The 20,475-nt window shown below is 50.6% G+C and carries 13 protein-coding genes; 12 read left to right on the top strand and 1 reads right to left on the bottom strand.

The annotated features are described in order from the left end of the window. Positions 1–29: 29 nt before the first annotated feature. Entirely contained in the window at positions 30–2,936 is a 2,907-nt protein-coding gene (locus ACQ9LF_RS09530) for a [Fe-Fe] hydrogenase large subunit C-terminal domain-containing protein (RefSeq protein WP_462489164.1), read from the top strand. A 183-nt stretch (positions 2,937–3,119) separates the two neighbouring features. Beyond that, positions 3,120–3,572 (top strand): N-acetyltransferase, encoded by a 453-nt coding sequence (locus ACQ9LF_RS09525; RefSeq protein ID WP_462489163.1) that lies wholly within the window; start codon positions 3,120–3,122, stop codon positions 3,570–3,572. A 4-nt stretch (positions 3,573–3,576) separates the two neighbouring features. On the opposite strand, the gene ACQ9LF_RS09520 is transcribed toward ACQ9LF_RS09525, so the two are convergent. After that, complete coding sequence (locus tag ACQ9LF_RS09520) at positions 3,577–4,542, bottom strand: ABC transporter permease (RefSeq protein ID WP_462489162.1); 966 nt, start codon at positions 4,540–4,542, stop codon at positions 3,577–3,579. 158 nt (positions 4,543–4,700) lie between these two features. Between ACQ9LF_RS09520 and ACQ9LF_RS09515 the strand changes: the two genes are divergently transcribed. From ACQ9LF_RS09515 to ACQ9LF_RS09470, 10 genes are all read left to right on the top strand, one after another. Then, positions 4,701–6,755 carry an SPFH domain-containing protein gene (locus tag ACQ9LF_RS09515; protein WP_462489161.1) on the top strand — a complete coding sequence of 685 codons (2,055 nt, stop codon included), beginning with the start codon at positions 4,701–4,703 and terminating at the stop codon, positions 6,753–6,755. Positions 6,756–6,798: 43 nt separating this feature from the next. After that, on the top strand, positions 6,799–7,701 hold the full coding sequence (gene hflC, locus ACQ9LF_RS09510; protein WP_462489160.1) for a protease modulator HflC: 903 nt from the start codon (positions 6,799–6,801) through the stop codon (positions 7,699–7,701). Between the two features lie 44 nt (positions 7,702–7,745). Continuing rightward, entirely contained in the window at positions 7,746–9,017 is a 1,272-nt protein-coding gene (gene hflK / locus ACQ9LF_RS09505; protein ID WP_462489159.1) for a protease modulator HflK, read from the top strand. A 145-nt stretch (positions 9,018–9,162) separates the two neighbouring features. After that, complete coding sequence (locus ACQ9LF_RS09500; RefSeq protein ID WP_462489158.1) at positions 9,163–11,118, top strand: heavy metal translocating P-type ATPase; 1,956 nt, start codon at positions 9,163–9,165, stop codon at positions 11,116–11,118. Positions 11,119–11,138: 20 nt separating this feature from the next. Then, positions 11,139–12,356 (top strand): ABC transporter ATP-binding protein, encoded by a 1,218-nt coding sequence (locus ACQ9LF_RS09495; protein ID WP_462489157.1) that lies wholly within the window; start codon positions 11,139–11,141, stop codon positions 12,354–12,356. A 15-nt stretch (positions 12,357–12,371) separates the two neighbouring features. Further along, the gene (locus ACQ9LF_RS09490) at positions 12,372–13,745 is read left to right on the top strand and encodes an ABC transporter permease (protein WP_462489156.1); all 1,374 of its coding nucleotides are present in this window, start codon (positions 12,372–12,374) and stop codon (positions 13,743–13,745) included. A gap of 12 nt (positions 13,746–13,757) precedes the next feature. Beyond that, positions 13,758–15,539 carry a hypothetical protein gene (locus ACQ9LF_RS09485; RefSeq protein WP_462489155.1) on the top strand — a complete coding sequence of 594 codons (1,782 nt, stop codon included), beginning with the start codon at positions 13,758–13,760 and terminating at the stop codon, positions 15,537–15,539. A 206-nt stretch (positions 15,540–15,745) separates the two neighbouring features. Beyond that, on the top strand, positions 15,746–17,887 hold the full coding sequence (locus ACQ9LF_RS09480) for an ATP-dependent helicase (protein ID WP_462489154.1): 2,142 nt from the start codon (positions 15,746–15,748) through the stop codon (positions 17,885–17,887). Positions 17,888–17,924: 37 nt separating this feature from the next. Next, positions 17,925–19,334: a glucose-6-phosphate isomerase gene (locus tag ACQ9LF_RS09475; protein WP_462489153.1), complete on the top strand. Its 1,410-nt coding sequence runs from the start codon at positions 17,925–17,927 to the stop codon at positions 19,332–19,334. Between the two features lie 44 nt (positions 19,335–19,378). Beyond that, the gene (locus tag ACQ9LF_RS09470; RefSeq protein WP_462489152.1) at positions 19,379–20,467 is read left to right on the top strand and encodes a mannose-1-phosphate guanylyltransferase; all 1,089 of its coding nucleotides are present in this window, start codon (positions 19,379–19,381) and stop codon (positions 20,465–20,467) included. Positions 20,468–20,475: the final 8 nt, after the last annotated feature.

Below are 20,475 nucleotides of genomic sequence, written 5' to 3'. Positions count from 1 at the left end.
TGCTTCCGAATCAAGTTTGAATGGGTTATATGACAAAGCCCTATCCGATTATCAATGTGTCGCCCGACAAGTGTGTCAATTGCCACGCTTGTATTATCTATTGTCCGGTCAAATATGCCAATAACGGCAGTGATATTCCTACGACGGTAAATTCGGACCTGTGCATCAATTGCGGCAATTGTCTGCGTGCCTGCAAGCATAATGCTCGTTTTTACACGGATGATTACGCTGCGTTCGTGCAGGATATCCATAATGGGATTCGCATGGTAGCGGTTGTTGCACCTTCGGTGGTGTCAAACTTTCCCAATCTGTATCTGCATCTCAATGGGTGGCTCAAGTCACTGGGTGTAGAAGCCCTGTTTGACACGAGTTTTGGGGCAGAATTAACCGCCAAATCGTATATTGAATATATTAAAAATAATAATCCCAAAACTGTGATTGCACAGTCCTGTCCGGTGATTGTCAATTACATCCAGATATACAGGCCCGAATTGATCCCGTATCTGGCCCCGGTCCACAGTCCCATGCTGCACACCATCCAGATGATACGCCATTATTACCCGCACTACAGCAATCACCGGATTGCGGTGATCTCGCCGTGCATTGCTAAAAAGCGGGAGTTTGTCGAGACCGGCCTGGGGGATTATAATATTACCTATCAATCTCTGGAACACCATCTGCAGACTAATCAAATCACTCTGGATGCATTTGAGCCGGTCGAATTTGATAATCCGCCTGCCGAACGAGCTGTGATTCTTCCTTCTCCCGGCGGACTGACTCAGACGGCCGAGAGGATGATGCCGGATATTCGCAACAAGACCCGGCAAATCGAGGGTGCCCCGGCGGTTTACAAATATCTGGACAGTCTTAAATCATCGATTGACAAGGGTACAGCTCCTTTGCTGATAGATTGCCTGAACTGTCAGTATGGCTGTAATGTTGGAACGGGAACCGTCCTGTCGCAAAAAACCATTGATGAGATAGAATATGCTTTGCGCCAGCGCAAAGAACAAATGCAGGCGCTCTATCAACAGGCTGCGGCCAACCCGAACAGGCCGTGTTTGAATATCGAAGAGAATGTCAATCGCTACTGGAATCAGGATTTGTATCGCCGCAGCTATGTTGATTTGAGTGGAAACCTTCACCTCCGCATTCCCGACCCGCAGCAGTTGCAGGACATCTACCGGAGCATGCATAAATACAGCGATGAGGACCTGTACAATTGCAATTCATGCGGTTATGGGGAATGCAAGGCTATGGCAATGGCTATTTTCAATGGATTGAACAAGCCGCAGAATTGCCATTTTTATCTGTTGAAAGAGACTCTAATCTCGCATCAGGCAATCGTGATGAACGAGGCACGTCTGCGTTCCATCATCAATTCCTCGCTGGAGGGGTTTATTCTGGTCGATACGTCCGGGCGGATTCAGGAGGCCAATCCCGCAATATGCCGGCTGCTCAAGATGGAAACGTTAGTCGGCAAAACCCTGTTCGATCTGGCCGACGATGAAAACCAGGCGATATTTCAGCAGCAATTGAAAATCCGTGCTGAGCAGAAAACAAACTCCATTTATAATGTGGTATTGAACCGCAGCGATGGAACAACGGTGTTTTGCCAGTTTAATGCGTCGCCGCTGTTTGATGAACAAGGTCGCCATGTTGGGTCTTTTGCCATGATTTCGGATTTGACCGAGCAGCGCCGTATTCTTGAACTGGAGTATCAGAAGAAAAAGGCTGAAGAAGCCAACCTGGCAAAATCCCAGTTTCTGGCTAATATGAGTCATGAAATCCGGACCCCAATGAATGCCATCATTGGTTTTTCCGATCTGCTGGCCGAAGAACAGTTGTCGGAAGAACAGGCCAACTATGTCAACATTATCAATAAGGCCGGCAAACATCTGCTCAACATCATCAACGATATTCTCGATTTATCCAAAATCGAATCCGGCAAGGTGGTGATTGAAATGGCAGATTGTGCTGTGCCTGAGCTGCTTGATAATATCAGCAATCTGATGCAGGTCCGGGCAAGGGCCAAACAAATTCAATTCAATATCATTTCCAGCCCGACCGTGCCCAAAATAATTCGTACGGATGGGCTGCGACTTCAACAGTGTCTTGTGAATCTGGTCGGCAATGCCATCAAATTTACGGACCAGGGGCATGTGCATCTGTATGTATCGTATGATCCCGATCATGTTGCAGGTCTGTTACGGTTCGACGTGAAAGACACCGGGATAGGCATTCCGCCGGAAAAACAGCAGGTGATTTTTGAACCCTTCACCCAGGCGGATAACAGCACGACCCGCAAATACGGCGGCACCGGCCTTGGCCTGACCATCACCAGCCAGTTGGTAAAAATGATGGGCGGAACGATGGAGGTCAAAAGTGAGCCGGGCAAGGGATCTGTTTTCAGTATCCTGTTGCCGCTGCCTGTTGATTCTGCTGTCAAGCCGCAGGCGGTCAATCTTGTCAAAGAGATAGCCGACTCGGAATCTCTTGAAAGTTCTGCCCGGTTTGGCGGACACATTCTGGTTGCCGAAGACAATCCGGCCAATCAGCAGTTGATTCAAATCCTGTTGGAAAAAATGGGACTGGCTGTAACCCTTGTAGATAATGGCCAAAGTGCGGTGGAAGCAGCAACGGCCACCGCCTACGACTTGATACTGATGGATATGCAGATGCCGGTGATGAATGGTTATGATGCTGTCCAAATCCTTAGACATCGCAATATCAAAACGCCGATCGTGGCTCTGACTGCCAACGCTATGCAGGGGGATATGCAAAAATGTATCGAGAATGGCTGTGATGACTACCTGCCAAAACCCATTGACAAGCCAAATCTGACCCGTCTTCTCGCCAAATACCTGACGGGATACTCCCCTGACAAATCGTCTGTCTGCCAGACGGTCTTTACCGATCGTTCTGCAGGGAGTTAGCCCAAATTCAATCAACACGGTTTTTCAAGATATATCTATATTCAGACTCAATATATCCTGTTTATGTGTTGATGCATTTTGACCAAACGAACCCAATCCCTCCGTATTGACTTAGTTGAGATTCTTGCGTAAGATGTCGCCCAAAATGGCAAATATGGATAATTCGAGTACGGATTACGCAAAATGAAAATACGAAATGCCACGGTTAAAGATGTCCCGGCTATTCACAGTCTGATCAGTTTCTATGCGGAACTGGATCGGATGCTATTTCGTTCGATGGCGGATATCTATGAGAATCTTCAGATCTTTAAAGTAGCTGAACAAGATGGCAAGGTTATCGGTTGCTGTGCGCTGAAGGTAATCTGGTCCGACCTGGCGGAGGTCAAATCTCTGGCAGTGGACCAGCAGTATTTCGGTCGGGGGACGGGCAAGGCTCTTGTTCATGCCTGCGTTGAGGAGGCACGACGATTGGGGTTGAAAAAGGTCTTTACCCTGACGCTGGTCCCGGATTTCTTTGAAAAGGCAGGGTTTACCCGTGCGGAAAAGAATGCGTTCCCAATGAAGGTCTGGAGCGATTGTGCTCTTTGTCCCAAGCAGGACCACTGCGACGAAACAGCCTTGATGATGGAATTATAAGCGTTTATCCGACTTGCCGACGCTGGAAGAAGGCGACTGACAAAGCCAGTATCCCCACGGTGTATGAGGCTGAATAAGACAACCCTTTGATAAGGTATGAAAAAGGCACGATTCCTTTTTCATAAATAGCATCGCTGACCCAGAATATCTGCATATTCGGAAGCAGGGTGGTGTAAATTTTAGCCCAGAGATATTCGCCGGCGTATTGGCTGGCCACCCAGTCGCTGATTAGGCCGAGCATAAATACCGATATACAAAAGACTAATGTCATCACCATATTGCACCGTGTCGAAAACAAAACCGCCAGAGCGACCAGAATCAGGGTGCCAAACAGCAGCAACAGGCTTGCATAGATGTCGAATCGACTGAATTGCCCTTCGGTTGGACCGATTTTCCATTCCTTATTTACAAATGTCAGCAGGAAAAGGGCAATAGCTGACAAAATAGCTCCGGTTACAATGGCTGATGCCGAAAAGCTCCAGTCATACGAATAGTTGACAATCGCACTAATCAGCAGGCTGCCGAGGATAATGGTCATGGCGGCAACGATTACCGGCATATCCATCTCATCATGGGCAGTTGTCAGGACGCCGTGGCGTGCGGCCAGAAGATAGGCTGCGGTGCCGATAAAATGGGCAAGACACACAGCTGAGGAAATCCCCAGGAATTTGCCTATGACAAAGATCGGCCGGGCAACTGGTTTGGACAGGACCGTGGTGATGGTCTTGGATTCGATTTCCTCGGTAATTGCACCGGTGGCGCTAAAAACAGCAATGAACAAACCCGCCAGAAACAGCGTAGATAACCCCAATTCCCGGAGCAGCTTAACATCCTCATCCAGGGTGTACATGCTGACAGAGGGAGCAAGGATAAATAGCAGAATGGCAGTCACAATGATAACCGCATAGATGGGTTGTCGCAGGGTTTCAACAAAAGTATTTTTGGCAATGCTATATAATGCTGTGAACATAATTTTTAGAAAAAAGTGCTTAACCTATCGATAGAATCCTGTTATATTCTCCCGAATCGTCGGGTCAGGATTGCCTTTAGCTAAGAAAATTATTATAATTTTACTTTTTTAGCAATAGAAAGTTCTTCGATTTTCCAGAAAAGACAGGAATAGGAAGTATGAATATCTCTTCGAAGAAGGCCCAGAATACAGCATGGCTGGGCTTGTGTTTGTCGGTTGTTTTTTTCTTGGTGACGTTTTGGCTTGGGGCTTATTGGTCTGCCCGGGTGTTGTCGTTTTTGAGCTGGCAGATTCTTGCGGGGGCTTTGGTGTGGCTGGTTCTGCTAATCCAGTTTTATCAACGGGTGCTGGCTGAGCAGGAAAAGCTGGATATGTCACGGATGTCCAAGGCGATTCAGCAGGACACCATTTTTTCAGGCGGGGCGGATCGAACAGCCTTGTTTGAACAGGCACAGAAACGTCTGGTATTCTTCGAAAAATGGATACTGCCTATCTCTGGGACGCTGATTGCCTGCATGGAAATCGTCGTGGGGCTTTTGTTGTATCGCAAGGCGACCGATATCGTGGCCTCTCCAAAACTGGCCAATCCATTTCTGGCTGCGATTCTGATTGTTCTGGTCGCGTTTATCAGTTTTCTGGTCAGTCGATATGCCACAGGGATGAGCAGTGAGGTTATCTGGCGTCCGCTGCGGGCGGGGGGCAGTTATCTGCTGCTGACGGCGGTGCTGGGGGCGTTGACCACCGCGGCAATGATTGGGGCACAATATAAATACACGGTTGGTCTCACCGTGCTGGAGTATGGGATTCCCTGGGTGCTGATTGTTCTGGGAGCGGAGATACTGCTGAATACGATTCTGGATATCTATCGGCCGCGGGTTGCGGGGCAGTATGCCCAGGCAGCATTTGACAGCCGACTGCTGGGGCTGGTCAATGAGCCTGGCGGGTTGTTTCATTCGGTAGCCAATGCGATTGATTATCAGTTTGGATTTCAGGTATCGCAAACCTGGTTTTACAAGCTGCTGGAACGGGCGATTCTGCCGCTGATTCTGTTTGCGGCGCTGGTGATGTACCTGATGACCAGCCTGGTGATTGTGGGACCTGGACAAATGGGGGTGATCGAGCATTTTGGATCGCCGGATCCGGCGCAGGGGGGCAGACAGGTTGGCCCGGGGCTGACGCTGAAGTGGCCATGGCCGTTTGATATTGTCTATCTGTACCCCACGGATTTGATTCAGCAAATCAATGTGGGCTTTGTCGAGGATGAGGCCGGAGCCAAAGACCTGCTGTGGGGCAAGGAACATTATAAAGAGGAATTTGATCTGCTGGTTGCGTCAACGGAGGTCATTTCCAGGCAGCAAAGCGACATTAAGGTTCCGCCGGTCAGTATTGTCCGTGCTAATATTCCTGTCTTTTACCGTATCAAGAATGTCTCTGACTATCTGTATAATCACACCGATTCAGCAAAGATGCTGGAGATGATCAGTTATCGCGAGATGGTTCGATTCGGGGCCAGTGCGACGATTGAAACCGATACGGATGTCATTGAATTCAGCCTGCTTGGCAAAGGCCGTCTGGAAGCCTCACGGATTCTGCAGGAGCGGATTCAAAAGGCTGCCGATGATGCCGGGCTGGGAGTCGAAATTGTGCTATGCGGTTTGCAGGGGATTCATCCCCCGCCGAAGCTGGCAGAGGATTATCAGAGTGTTGTTGCTGCGATTCAAACGCGCCAGGCGTCGGTTTTAAATGCGATGGCCGATCGGATCCGGACGTTAACCGAGCTGGCAGGATCCATCGAGGAAGTGGATGCCTTATACGCATTAATCGGAGAATATTCCAGGGTCAAAGATACCCTGCCTGTGGAGCAGCAGGAGCAGATGCGTAAGCAGTTGACTGCGTCCCTGGAGCAGGCGCGGGGGCAGGTATTCAAGACGATCCGGCAAGCTGAAGCTGATGCGTTTGAAAAAGCGGTTCTGGCCGAGGCGACCGGACAGCGGTTTGCCGGTCAGCTTAAGGCTTATCAGGCCAATCCAATGCTGTATAAGCGCATTGAGCGGCTCAAGATGCTTGAGGAGACGTTGCAGAAGATTCGCAAGTATGTGGTTGCAGGCGATACAAAAGATACTCAGGTCTATATCGTTGATTTGCAGGAGAAGCTGACGCCGACGCTGTATGATATGGACATTGGGTCTGTGATTCAGGATACCAATAAATAAGTCAATAATCGGACATAACACTAACCAGTAGCAGGATAGAGATATGAAGAATCTTTGGGGTATTATCAGTATTGTTGTGGTCGTGGCGGCGCTGGCACTGGCGATGTGCAGCTTTCAGGTACGGCAGACAGAAACCGCTCTGGTGACGCGGTTTGGCAATCCGGTGCGTACGATCGACAAACCGGGCTTTCAGTTCCGCTGGCCGGTGGGGATTGAAAATGTGCATAAGTTTGATTCCCGTCTTCAACTGCTGGATATCAAGATGGAGGAGACCACAACGGCCGGCGGTGAGCCGATTATTGTGCATAGTTTTATTGTCTGGCGCATTGCAGACCCTCACAAATATCTGGTTTCGGTTCGGGATACCAAGGGAGCCCAGAAAGGGATTGAAAATCTGCTGAGGAACTCCCAGAATTCAGTCATTGGGCGTCATTATTTCAGTGATTTTGTCAATACGGATCCGGACAAGGTTCGGTTTGAGGTGATTGAAAAGGAAATATTGGACGAAATCGCCCCGCGTGCCAGAAGCAGCTACGGTATCGAGGTCGCATCGGTTGGCATCAAGCGGCTTGAAATCAGTGCCAAGACCACCGAGAAGGTGTTTGAGCGGATGAAAGCCGATCGGAAACGCAAGACGGATAATATTCTTGCGGCGGGCACCTCGGAGGCCGAAAAGATTCGCAGCGATGCTTTGGCTAAACAGAAAGAACTGCTGGCCGTTGCGGAGGCTCAGGCCAAGGCGATCCGCGGGGCCGGCGATGCCGAAGCCGCAGCCTATTACAAGATGCTGGAGGCGGATCCGGAGCTGGCGATGTTTCTGCGTGATCTGGAGGCCCTGCGTACGATTTTAAAAGAACGCTCCACGATTGTACTGGGGACCGACACCGAGCCGATGCAGTTGCTTAAGGGAATTCCCGAGATGAAGAAAACGGAATCCCAGCATTAATCCATTATATTCATAACACAATATTCTATTGTGAAGGAATACGCATGTCACATAGTCATGACCATCACCATCATTCAGGCTGCGGGTGCAAGCCGCAGGGGTCGGCGTTTGAACCGCAGGATGCTGCGAGTAAATCGCTGACCAGCGCCTTAAAGACCAGCTTTGCCATCCTGAAGGTTATCATGATTGTCCTGGTCGTCTTGTTTCTGGCCAGCGGCATTTTCAAGGTTCGCGAGGATGAACAGGCCCTGGTGCTGCTGTTCGGCAAGGTGCAGGGGCTGGGTGACGCTCGGGTGCTCAAGCCGGGACTTCATTTTACCCTGCCTGAACCCATCAGTGAAATCATCCGTATCCCGGTGACCAAGGTGCAGACCCTGAATGTGGATTCATTCTGGTATTTTGAGACGCCCCAGGAAAAAATGGGGCAGAAAAATCCATTTCCTCCGGATTATCTGGATCCGATTAAAGATGGATACTGTCTGACTCGTAATGACAGCATTCTGGGATTGGAGGGGGAGGATTATAATATTGTCCATTCCCGCTGGACGATTACCTATGTAATTGATCGGCCGGAACTGTTTTTTGAAAATGTGCATTACCGCCAGCCGCGCCCCGGCGAGGATTTTCTGGATGCTGCATCCGAATCCATTAATCCGATGCTGGAAAGTTTTGCCTCGTCAGCGATTGTCGGTACCATGGTTAAATACAGTATTGACGATGCGGTGACCAGCAATCGTGATATTTCTGAAAAAGTGAAAATCCTCTTGCAGAAAAAACTGGATGCGTTGAACAGCGGGTTGAAAATAGACGGGGTCAATGCCGAGCGGATCATCTGGCCGCGTCAGGTCGATGATGCGTTTCAGGCGTCGATTCAGGCCGGCCAGCAGAGCAAGACTGCCGTTACCGATGCGTATGCCTACAAAGAAAAGCTGCTGACCGACACGGCCGGACCGGAGGCTGAGGTGCTGCTGGAAAAACTCAAACAACCCGGTCTGACCCAGGCTCAAAAAGAAGAGCTGGTGGCCCAGATGAAAGGGCAGGTGCAGGGTTTGATTTCCGAGGCCCGCGGCTACAAAACCACGACTGTGGCGGAGGCTCGTGCCAATGCTGAATACCTGCAGAAGCTGCTGCCGGAATATAGAAAGCGTCCAGAGCTGGTGCTGCAGCGGATTTATCAGGATGCCATTGAACAGATTATGGCCAGGGCCGAAGAGAAAATGTTTATTCAGCCCGGCGGCGAAAATCCCAAGGAATTGCGCATCCAGATCAATCGCGACGCCAAAAGCCAGAAGAAATCCCAGGAACCCACCAAGTAATACAGGCGATGACAGGGTCCTGTGATGGAATTCAAACCAACAGGAGACACTATTCGGCGAGCTGTTTAAACCGGTGGTATTGACTTGGGAAACATGGAAAAACAGAAGTTACGTATAACAGAGTAATTCAGAGAGACAGAGTGCTATGGTTCATACGCATATTGGAGTAAAACAGACGGAACTGGAAGGCGGGCATACGCATGGTAAGCAGATGCGGGTCAGCTTTGCCCTGTTCGGGACACTGGCCGGCGGGGTACTGCTGCTGAATGCCCAACTGGCCAAGTGGATGCCGAGCCTGTTTGGCGTGGACGGAGATGTCAGTAAAATTGTGGCTATGGTGGGGGCGCTGCTGCTGGGGTTGCCGATTATTGTGCATGCCATTCGGGGGGTCATCCATGGCCACATGCACATGGATGAGCTGGTTGCCCTGGCCGTGATTGCCGCATTTGCCTCGGGCGACTATGTGACGGCCGGAGTGGTGGGGTTTATCATGCTGCTGGCCGAATTGATGGAAACCCGTACAGCGCTGGGGGCAAGGGCGTCCATCGAATCCCTGATACGGCTGACACCAACCACCGCGACGCTAATCAGCAACAATGGGCTGGAAAGCGAAGTCAATGTTGCGACCCTCAAGCCCGGCGATGTGGTGCGGGTCAGGCCTGGTGATAACATTCCTGCCGACGGCCAGATTCGTGAAGGCCTCAGTTCGATTAATGAAGCGACGATTACCGGAGAGTCGCTGCCGGTGGACAAAGTGGCCGGAATGCAGGTGTTTGCAGGGACATCCAATCTGACAGGGGTTCTGGATATTGTGGTGACCAAGGCCGGCCAGGATACGACACTGGGCAAGGTTCAGCAGCTGATCATGGCAGCGGAAAAGACACAGCTTCCGATTATGCGAATGATCGACCAGTATGTGATGTGGTATATCCCGACGATTTTGATGATCAGTGCGATTATCTATTTCTTTACCAGAGACCTGAATCGTTCGATTTCGGCACTGGTGATTTCGTGTCCGTGTCCGCTGATTCTGGCGACTCCGACAGCGATGGTGGCGGCGCTGTCTGCGGCGGCTCGGCTGGGAATTCTGGTAAAGAATGTATCGCTGCTGGAAATCGCCGGGAAAATCACGGCGGTAGTCTTTGACAAGACCGGAACGCTGACAACCGGTCAGCTTTATGTGACCAAGCTGGAGCCGGCCAGCGGGGTCGAGCCGGCGGAACTGCTGGCGCTGGCGGCCTCTGCGGAGCAAATGAGCAAACACCCGGCTGCAAGGGCAGTGATCAATCTGGCCAAAGAAGCGAATGTGTCCTATGAGCGAGCATCAGATTTCAAGGAAACCCCGGGTAAAGGCGTGATGGCCACTGTCGGTGGTGTACGGGTGATGGTCGGACGTGAAAGTTTCCTGAAAGAGAATCAGATTGATGTCAGCGGTGTGCCGGATCCGTCGATGCACGAGGAGCAGGGATTCAGCACGCTGTATGTCTCGAAAAATAATCACTGCATCGGCTGGATTGGTCTGCAGGACAAGGCTCGCCCCGAGGCCCAGGCGGCGGTCAAGGAATTATTTGATAATGATATCCGGCGGGTAACGATGCTGACCGGCGACCGGAATGAAGTGGCCAATCGGGTCTCGGCGGAGCTGGGCTGCACGGATTACAAGGCGCAGTGCCTGCCGCAGGATAAGCTGGCGGTGGTGGAACGTATTAAGGCGGATGGGCATATCGTGGCGGTGGTTGGCGATGGCATCAATGACGCCCCGGCACTGGCGGCAGGCGATCTGGGTATCGCGATGGGAGCGGCCGGCAGCGATGTGGCGATCAATTCGGCGTCCATTGCCCTGATGAGCAATGACCTGCGGCGACTGCCGTTTTTGGTGCAGCTTTCACGAAAGACCCGCGGCGTAATCAACCAGAACCTGTTTTTCGGCGTTCTGTTTATTGTGCTGGGCATTGCTGCTTCGGCGGTTGGGTGGCTGCCTCCGATTGTGGCGGCGTTCCTCCATTTCGGCGGTTCGGTTCTGGTGGTGTTTAACAGCGCGCGGCTGGTACGGTTCGGCGAGCATCTGGACCCGCATATTCAGCCCGGGCATCATTATTAATTTGCGTAGCGAGGTCCTCAGTGGCACAGAACCAATTTGCAATCGAAACGATTTCATTGACCAAGATATTCCCGGACTGGTGGGGCAGACCCCGTGTGGTTGCGGTGGATAATCTGAATCTGAAAATCTATCCTAATGAAATTTATGGTTTTCTGGGGCCCAATGGTTCCGGCAAAACGACGACCATCAAGATGCTGCTGAATCTGCTGCATCCTACTAAAGGTGTGGCAATGGTCCTGGGGGGCACATCGGATCAGGCATCCGTGTCAAGCCGGATTGGATATCTGCCGGAAGAATCGTATTTATATCGGTATTTGACGGCGTATGAGACGCTGGATTTTTATGGGCGGTTGTTTGGACTGCCCAGTTCTGTTCGCAAGGCCCGTATCGAAACCCTGCTGGAGATGGTGGGCTTGGCCGGGGCGGGCAATCGACAGGTGGGGACCTTCTCCAAAGGGATGGCTCGACGCATTGGGCTGGCCCAGGCCCTGATTAACGATCCGGATTTACTGATTCTGGATGAGCCGACATCCGGAATGGACCCGATGGGAACTCGCCAGATGAAGGATTTGCTGGTGGAGCTGGGCAAACGCGGCAAAACAATTTTGCTGTGCAGTCATCTGCTGGCCGATGTGGAGGATATCTGTGATCGGATCGGCATTATGTATGGCGGCCGGATGCAGGTGGAAGGGTCTGTGAAGGAACTGCTGGAACAGACAGGCAAAACATGTATTCAGACTTCACGGATCAGTGATACGGTGTTAAACAAGGTTCGGGCGGTATTGGAACAGGAACACTGTGAATGTGAAATCGTCCACCCGATGGATAAGCTGGAGTCCTTCTTTATTCGCATAGTGAATAAGGCTCAGCAGGAAAAGCAGGCGACCAGTGGTGCCAGTGTCGGCTCAGGCATCAGCGGTTTTCTTGCGGACAAAGAGATTGTGCGTCAGCCGGGCATCCTGGAAAAGCTGGTCACATCCAAGACACCCCAGCCAGCCCAAACAGCCGAAAGCGACACTGTTGCAGTTCAGCAGACCAGGCAGGAACCATCCCAAAACCGCGAATTACTCAGTCAACTGATGGAAGCAAAACCTGCCGCACCAGGGCAGTCCGACACCGCTGTTGCGACCGAGCCGGTCAAGCCGGTGGAGGCAGTCAAAAAAGACCTGCTCAATCAGTTGATGGATCGAAGACCCTCCAGCGATGGTTCGACAACACCAACCGACAATCCCCGATGACAGGCGTGAGGGACTATGAATAGTATTTGGGCTATCGCACGAAATACCATAGCACAAACCCTGCGAATGAAAATTGCGGGAATTGTTGTTGTGTTGCTGCTGATTCTGCTGCCGATGATGAGCATGATTATGATTGGAGATGGAACCCTGCTGGGGAAATTGCAGACCTTTTCCAGCTATGGATTGAGCCTGGTGGGGGTTCTGCTGTGCATTTTGACGATCGCCATTTCCACGTTTACGCTCAGCGATGAAATGAAGCGGCGGCAGATATTTCTGGTGGTTACCAAGCCGGTGCGTCGATGGCAAATTCTGGCAGGAAAATTTCTGGGTATCGTCATTGTAGATGTGGTGCTGCTGGGGTTGTTTAGCGGACTGATTTTCGGTCTGACCCTATTTATGCCGCGATTTATCGCAGCGACTCCCGACGAATTAAGCAAGGCTCAGGACGAGTTTTTCACGGCCCGAGTTGGCCTGAAGGTGTCTACCGATGAACAGATGCTGCAGGAACGGGTCAAGCAACGGTATGAAAAACTTAAAGCAGAGCGCCGTCTTCCCGATACCATGACTCAAATCGAGGTTCTTACTGAGCTAATGCGGGAAGAACGCCTCCGGGATCAGAGCGTTGAGGTGGGGCGGGATCGAAAATGGACGTTTAAAAATGTGCATCCAGCCAGCGATCCGAATGCCATGATTTTTGTCCGGTACAAGCTGGATACTACCAATGCGGTTTCCGATGTGACGGTGTATGGCCTGTGGGCTGTGGGTGATCTGACGGCGTATGAACAGGGCGGCGGGTCGCTGACAACCCCGATATACAATCTCCAGAAGGATTCTGTGACGCGTGCCGTTCAGGAATTTGCCGTCCCGGCGGATGCCGTGACCAAGGATGGTGTTCTTGAAGTGGGTTTTATGAATAATCCGAATCTGAATATGGTGACTGTGATGGTTCAGGATTTGGAGGTTTTATATAAAGTCGGGACATTTACCGGTAATTTCTGGCGTGCAACCCTGCTGATATTGATCCGGCTGCTGTTTCTGGCGGCGTTGGGAATTACGCTGACGACCTGGCTTTCATTCCCCGTGGCAGTTCTGGTGTGCCTTGCGGTTTTTTCGGCCGGAATTGTCAATGGCTTCATTATGGAATCGATTGACGGATTAGGGGCAGGGATTGGTATTCTTTATACCTATACCATAAAACCGTTTCTGCTGCTGTTGCCGCAGTTTGACGGGGTTTATAATCCAACCAGCTATATTGTTTCCGGCCGGATAATTCAATGGCTGTTTTTGCTCAAGACGGCGGCCATTACGGTTGGATTAAAAGGATTGATTCTGCTGGGATTTGGAATTTATATCTTTCACCGCCGGGAAGTGGCCAAAAGTGTGGTTTGAGGATGTGACGAGATGCGCTGGAAAGACTATGGAATAATCCTGTTGTGTGTGGTGGTTTGCGGAGCGATGCTGTATCTGGCTTCATCGCAGCAGGATTCCATCCGTGCAAGCCGCAAAGAGATGGGGCTGATGCTGACGACCAATCTGGGGGATGCTCCGCCGTCGCTGGCCTTTGCCACGGTGGCAATGGGGGCATTTCGCGGTTTGATTGTTGATGTCCTCTGGATGCGTGCGGATAAATTGAAACAGGACGGCAAGTTCTTTGATGCCAAACAGCTTGCTGAGTGGATATCCATGCTTCAGCCGCGATTCGCAGCCGTCTGGGATTTTCATGCCTGGAATATGGCGTATAATATTTCTGTAGCCATTCCCAATACCCAGTGTCAGGAGCGTTGGCGATGGGTCCGCAACGGCTATGAATTGCTGCGGGATAAAGGCATCGCCTATAATCCCCACAGTATTATGCTGTATCGGCAGCTTTCCTGGATATTCCTTCACAAAATAGGCGATATTGCCGACGATTGCAATACGTACTACAAACGGGAACTGGCATTATCCATGCGACCGCTGCTGGGGGATAAGACCAATGCCTATTTTGAGAAACTGGCTGCCGCTCCGCAGACCTTTGCAGAGATTCTCAAAGACCCGCAGGTTAAAACTTTTGTGGATGCGCTGCGACAGGCAGATAAAACTTTTCTTTCCGACGATCAATTTGTTGATCAATATCTGACCCTGCGGCAAAATCCGGATCGTTTTCCCAAAGAGACGTTTGCTGTGATCGATCAGTTCCGACAGGACCCCGGCCTGGAAAAGTTTGATGTGTTTGCCAAGGCTTATAAGATACGGCATGTCTGGAAAATGGACCCTGCCTATATGCATCAGCTCAATCAAAAGTATGGTCCGATGCGTCTGGAAGATCCCAACCAGCGAGATCCGCTGAATTGGGAACATCCGGCGGTTCATGCCATTTACTGGTCTGCGAAAGGCCTGGATATTGCAGGACGCGAGGGGCAGTATCGTGTAGATGAAAAAAATACCGACCGGATTATTTTTCACAGTCTGCAAATGCTGTATCGTTCCGGCACGATTATTCTCTTTACCAGCAAAGACGGCAAAACGGATATTTTCCTTCGTCCGGACATGCGGATGTTTGCCAGTTGTGATCAGACCTGGCGAAAAATCATCGAAAAATATGAATCGCTGGAAAAGGGCAATCCAAAGGCGGTGCGAGGGGGGCATAAGAATTTTCTTGAAAATGCCGTGATGACATTTTATCAGGCTGGCCATGTTAAACAGGCTCTGGATATCTACCGTAATATGATTACGCGGTATAAAATTAACGATGAAGGTATCGAAGAAGAAGATTTTAAATTGCCCATGATTGAATTCCTGCAGAAACGCATGAAAGAGGAGTTTCAGGGGCTTGGTCTTCGGGATGCCGTGGAGGCGATTACCGGCATGCTGCGGGAAAGCTATTTTCGTTATGCTGTACATAATGACGACGAGGCTGCGGGGCTTGAAAAAATGGCTCAGGAAGTGCATACGTTTTATCAGAAAGAACATGCTGACGAGGCCTATCGCATGGGACTTCCCACTTTTGAAATGCTGCGATACACCTCATTTATGGATTTTCTGTATGATCCAATGTATCCGGAAGAACTGCGAATGAATTTGCTGGGACGGCTACAGGTTGAGCGTCCGGACTTGTTTGAGAAATTGCAGAAACAGGATCAGGCCTATTTTGAGCAACTGAGAAAACAACAGCAAGCAGAGCAATCCCCGCAGCAGCCATAAAAGGTTTCTGGAATACGTATTTCTTTTTGGGATGTTTTGTGTATAATCACGCCTCGGTTGCGGATCATCCGGAATGTCTATCTGGCAAGTGTGAGTATGGCGCGGGCCAAAAGAAGCACCTCGTTGATTCCGCTGTGACGGGTCTTGCCAAAATGGAATACTCAACTATGATCAATATTAATGGATTTTAAACACGGAGGTTTATTTTGTCTGCAGCGGTGCCACTGGAAAAACTGACGGCCTCACAGAAAAAGGCCGTATTGCATAAAGACGGTCCCTTGCTGGTTTTGGCGGGGCCGGGCAGCGGCAAAACCCGGGTTATTACCTGCCGCATTTCTGCCCTCATAGAATCGGGGGTGCGGCCCTATCATATCTGTGCGATCACATTCACCAATAAAGCCGCAGAAGAAATGCGGAATCGGGTGGATGCCGCCGATAGCCGCGGCGCCTGCATCAGCACCTTTCATTCGCTGTGTGTCCGTCTGCTCAGACAATATGCCGAACAGGCAGGTATCCAGCCCGGTTTTACGATTTATGATTCCGGCGATCAGCTTCGCTGCATGAAAGAAGCGGTCTCTGCCTGTCAGGTGGACAGCGGCAATTTTTCGCCTTCACGGATGCTGGAATTTGTATCTCGATTGAAAAATAATCTTGAAGATGTGGAGTCTTTTAAGGCTGCCGCCTATGACCATTTCGGGAAAACAGCTGCCAAAGTCTATGCTTCATATCAGGCGATTCTGGCCAAAAACAACGCCCTGGATTTTGATGATCTGCTGGTGAAAACAGCACTGCTGCTTCGCAACCATCCCCAGGTTCGCATGGAATTGAGCAATCGATTCCAATACCTGCTGATTGACGAATACCAGGATACCAATCACGCTCAATACCAGATTGCCCGTTTGTTGGCACAGGCTCATGGCAATATCTGCGTGACCGGTGACCCGGATCAATCCATTTACCGCTGGCGGGGTGCGGATATTGGCAATATTCTGGCGTTTGAAAAAGACTGGCCCAAGGCCGTGGTGATCAAGCTGGAAGAAAATTTCCGTTCCTGCGGCAAGATTCTGGCCTGTGCGGACAAATTGATTGCCTGTAATACGCGCCGCAAAGCCAAGCGGTTGATTGCCACCCGACCGGAAGGTTCAGATGTGGAATTTCTTGCCGCTGATGATGAAAATGCCGAGGCTCGTCTGCTGGCCGACCGCATTCTTAAACAAATCACAGCGGGCGTGGATCCGGGTCAGATTGCCGTTTTTTACCGGATCAATTCGATGAGTCGTCCGATTGAAGAGGCCTTCATGCGGGCTCGAATCCCTTATCAGGTTGTTCGCGGAGTGGAATTCTATGCCCGCAAGGAAATTCAGGACTTTCTGAGTTATTTAAAACTCATAGCCAATCCGCTGGATGATCTGGCATTTTTGCGAGCGATTGCTACCCATAGTCGTGGTATTGGCAAAACCTCGGTTGATAAGCTGGTTCAGTTTGCCAGAGAATCTGGCAAGAGTCTGCTTGCTGCGGCGGATTGTGCTGACCATTTGACTTCGGTTTCATCTTCCACCCGAACACGCTTGCGCGAATTTGCCAGGATGATCCACAAGTTTCAACAGGACAGTACCGGAGAAGTTGCTCCCCAGATGGATTGTGTCTTTGCTGAAACCGGTTATGCCGATGCCCTCAAAAGTGAGGCCAATACCGATGCGATTGAAAATATTAATGAATTAATCAATGCTGCCGCGGAATATGACCGCGAAGCGGAAAATCCGTCGTTATTGGATTATCTGCAATCCATTGCCTTATACAGCGATACCGATGCCTATGATGCCGGGACGTCCAAGGTTTCTTTGATGACCATGCATGCGGCCAAGGGTCTTGAATTTGACCATGTCTATATTGCCGGGCTGGAAGAAGGACTTTTGCCGCATGAACGAAGTGCTCACAGTCCGGATGATCTGGAGGAAGAACGGCGACTATTTTTTGTTGGTATCACCCGGGCAAGGAACAGCCTGACGGTGACTTACGCCCGGCACCGCGTCTTGCGGGGGCAGTTTATCCGATCGACTCCATCCCAATTTCTATATGAAGTGGGCTTTGGAGGCGAAAAAGTCTCATTTGCGGAAGATGCTTACGGTATAGACGATGAAAAATCCGTGGTTGAGCCGTCTGTTTGTCCCCCCAGGCCCGGGATGTTTAAAGTGGGAGAGATGGTCGTTCACAACACGTTCGGGCCGGGCCGGGTTAAGGAATTTCTCGATCTGGGGCCGGATAGTATTGTTGTTGTACAATTCCAGTCTGGAAAAACGAAATCGTTGATGGTAAAATATGCCAACCTGACACGAGCAGGGAAATAAATCAGGAATATTTAAGTCTTGAACAAGGAGATATAGTGTGACCAGTGCACGAATTCATTTTTACTATAAAAATGTAACCGCCGAAGTCATCGGAACTGAACACGGATTGACTGCCCAGCAGTTTCAGACGCTGGCCCAGAAAACCACCCCGCTAATTGAGCAGCTCAATCAGCAGCGCAAGGCCGGCAAGGTCCGTTATCGTGATTTGCCCTACAATGAGCAGTATCCCAAACAGGTCCGAGAGATTGCTTCTCAAGTCGTGAATGAATGTGAGAATTTTGTTGTTCTAGGGATTGGCGGTTCGGCGCTGGGCAATATTGCTTTGCAGACAGCGTTAAATCCATATCTGTATAATCTGGATGCCGCCCAGCGTAAAGGTCCGCGTTTGTTTGTCTTTGACAATGTAGATCCGATGCAATTGGCCAGCTTTCTGGATTGGGTTGGTGATAAATTGGATAAGACGATTTTTAACGTTATCAGCAAATCCGGGCGTACGGCGGAAACCGCAGCCCAGTTTTTGATTATCCGTGAAATGCTGCTCAAAAAGCTTGGTCCGGCCGGTTATAAAAAACAGATTATTGCAACTACCGATCCAAAAGAAGGTACCCTCCGCAAGATTGTCAACGAGGCGGGATTCCGGACATTGGAAGTCCCGGATGGTGTCGGCGGACGCTGGAGCGTGCTTAGTCCCGTCGGATTGCTGAGTGCAGCAGTTTGCGGTATTGATATTGAAAACCTGCTGGCTGGTGCTCGGGATATGGATCAGCGGGTCAGTCGGACGGATTTTTTTGCCAATCCGGCAGCCCTGAATGCAGCGATTAATTGGCATTATTATAATGCCGGCAAGCGGATTTCGGTGATGTTTCCCTATGCCTGGCGTCTGAAGGACTTGTCCGACTGGTATCGCCAGCTCTGGGCGGAAAGTCTGGGTAAAACCAAGAATCTCAAGGGAATGGATGTCTATGTTGGCCCCACGCCGGTAAATGCTTTGGGGACCACCGACCAGCATAGTCAGGTCCAGTTGTATCGCGAAGGTCCCAATGACAAAATCTTCACATTCCTTCAGGTCAAGCAGTTTGACCGGGATATTATCATCGGTCCGGCTCCTGAAAACACGCCGGAATTAAATTATCTGGCCGGCAAACAGATGTCGCGGCTGCTAAACAGCGAAAAAATCGGGACTGAATATGCCTTACTGCATGACAAGCGTCCCTGTATGACAGTGCTTTTCGATCAGGTTAATGCGTTTACGATAGGTCAGTTTATCTATTTATTTGAAGTGACCACTTCTCTGGCAGGCCTTTTGTTTGATATCAATGCGTATGATCAGCCCGCGGTGGAATTGGGTAAGGAAGCGACATTTGCTCTGATGGACCAGCCTGGCTACGAAGAGTTGGCCGAAAAGATTAAGCCCGTCCAGCAGATTGACGGCGGCTATCTTGTATAAGCGTCGAACGGACGGTTCCCAACGACAATCGTGAAGGAGACGAGATGAACTATGCAGTGATTATGGCAGGTGGATCCGGCAAGCGGCTTTGGCCGCTGAGTCGTGAGCATCGCCCCAAACAGATGTTACGATTGTTGGGTGGTCAGACTTTACTGCGGCGGTGCTTTGATCGCCTCCGTGGACTATTTGATCTCCGGAATATTCTGGTGGTTACAAATGTGGGTTATGTGGATATGGTCCGTGAGAATCTGCTGGAACTGCCTGCCGAGAATGTGATTGCTGAACCGATGGTCCGCGATACAGCGGGGGCCATCGGGCTTGCTGCAACCGTTCTTCATAAATATGACCTGCATTCCACGATGGCGGTAGTAACGGCCGATCAGGTCCTTGAGCCGGACGAACCATTCCAGAAGGCCATGCAGATTGCGCTGGATTTTGTTGAGGAGCACCCCGAGGCTCTGCTGACATTTGGGGTCAAGCCGACATATGCCAGTACGCAGTATGGATACCTTAAATTGGGACAGCCGGTGCCTTGCGGTGAATCCGCAGATGCGGTGCGCCGGCTTGAAGCTTTTAAAGAAAAACCCGATGCACAAACCGCCAAAGCGTATGTGGATAGCGGTCAGTACTGCTGGAACTCAGGGATGTTTGTGTGGAAAACCAAAACCATTCTTGATCAATTGCATCATTTCCTGCCAGCTTGTGTTGAGCCGCTCCAGAAAATCCAGTCCGCCTGGGGCAGAGCAGAGCAGGAGGATGCCATCCGGGAATGGTTTGTGAAGCTGCCGAAAATCAGCATTGACTATGCGGTGATGGAGAAAGCATCTGAAGTATACGGGATTTTGCTGGATTGCTGCTGGCGGGATTTGGGGTCTTTTACGGCGTTGGCGGATATTATCGAATCGGACGCGGCGAATAATATTGTCGCCGCCCCGAAGGCCGAACTGCTGGACTGCAGGAATTCTATTGTTGTAACCGAGGATGCCGGACATCTTATTGCTTTAATCGGCGTGGAAAATATGGTTGTGGCTCACAGCTCCGATGCGACGCTGATTTGCCCGGCCAGCCAGAGTCATCGCATCAAGGAATTGCTGGAACAAATTCAGCAGCACGGCGGTCAGCATTATCTGTAACGATAGGG

This window comes from Anaeroglomus insulsum (genome assembly GCF_050689095.1).
GTDB lineage: Bacteria > Planctomycetota > Phycisphaerae > Sedimentisphaerales > Anaerohalosphaeraceae > Anaeroglomus > Anaeroglomus insulsum.
This window is presented reverse-complemented; position numbering and strand designations above follow the sequence as displayed.

Excerpts from the sequence above, each read along its gene's own strand:
- ACQ9LF_RS09530 (WP_462489164.1), top strand. The coding sequence starts at position 30 with ATGACAAAGCCCTATCCGATTATCAATGTGTCGCCCGACAAGTGTGTC.
- ACQ9LF_RS09525 (WP_462489163.1), top strand. The coding sequence starts at position 3,120 with ATGAAAATACGAAATGCCACGGTTAAAGATGTCCCGGCTATTCACAGT.
- ACQ9LF_RS09520 (WP_462489162.1), bottom strand. The coding sequence starts at position 4,542 with ATGTTCACAGCATTATATAGCATTGCCAAAAATACTTTTGTTGAAACC.
- ACQ9LF_RS09515 (WP_462489161.1), top strand. The coding sequence starts at position 4,701 with ATGAATATCTCTTCGAAGAAGGCCCAGAATACAGCATGGCTGGGCTTG.
- hflC (WP_462489160.1), top strand. The coding sequence starts at position 6,799 with ATGAAGAATCTTTGGGGTATTATCAGTATTGTTGTGGTCGTGGCGGCG.
- hflK (WP_462489159.1), top strand. The coding sequence starts at position 7,746 with ATGTCACATAGTCATGACCATCACCATCATTCAGGCTGCGGGTGCAAG.
- ACQ9LF_RS09500 (WP_462489158.1), top strand. The coding sequence starts at position 9,163 with ATGGTTCATACGCATATTGGAGTAAAACAGACGGAACTGGAAGGCGGG.
- ACQ9LF_RS09490 (WP_462489156.1), top strand. The coding sequence starts at position 12,372 with ATGAATAGTATTTGGGCTATCGCACGAAATACCATAGCACAAACCCTG.
- ACQ9LF_RS09485 (WP_462489155.1), top strand. The coding sequence starts at position 13,758 with ATGCGCTGGAAAGACTATGGAATAATCCTGTTGTGTGTGGTGGTTTGC.
- ACQ9LF_RS09470 (WP_462489152.1), top strand. The coding sequence starts at position 19,379 with ATGAACTATGCAGTGATTATGGCAGGTGGATCCGGCAAGCGGCTTTGG.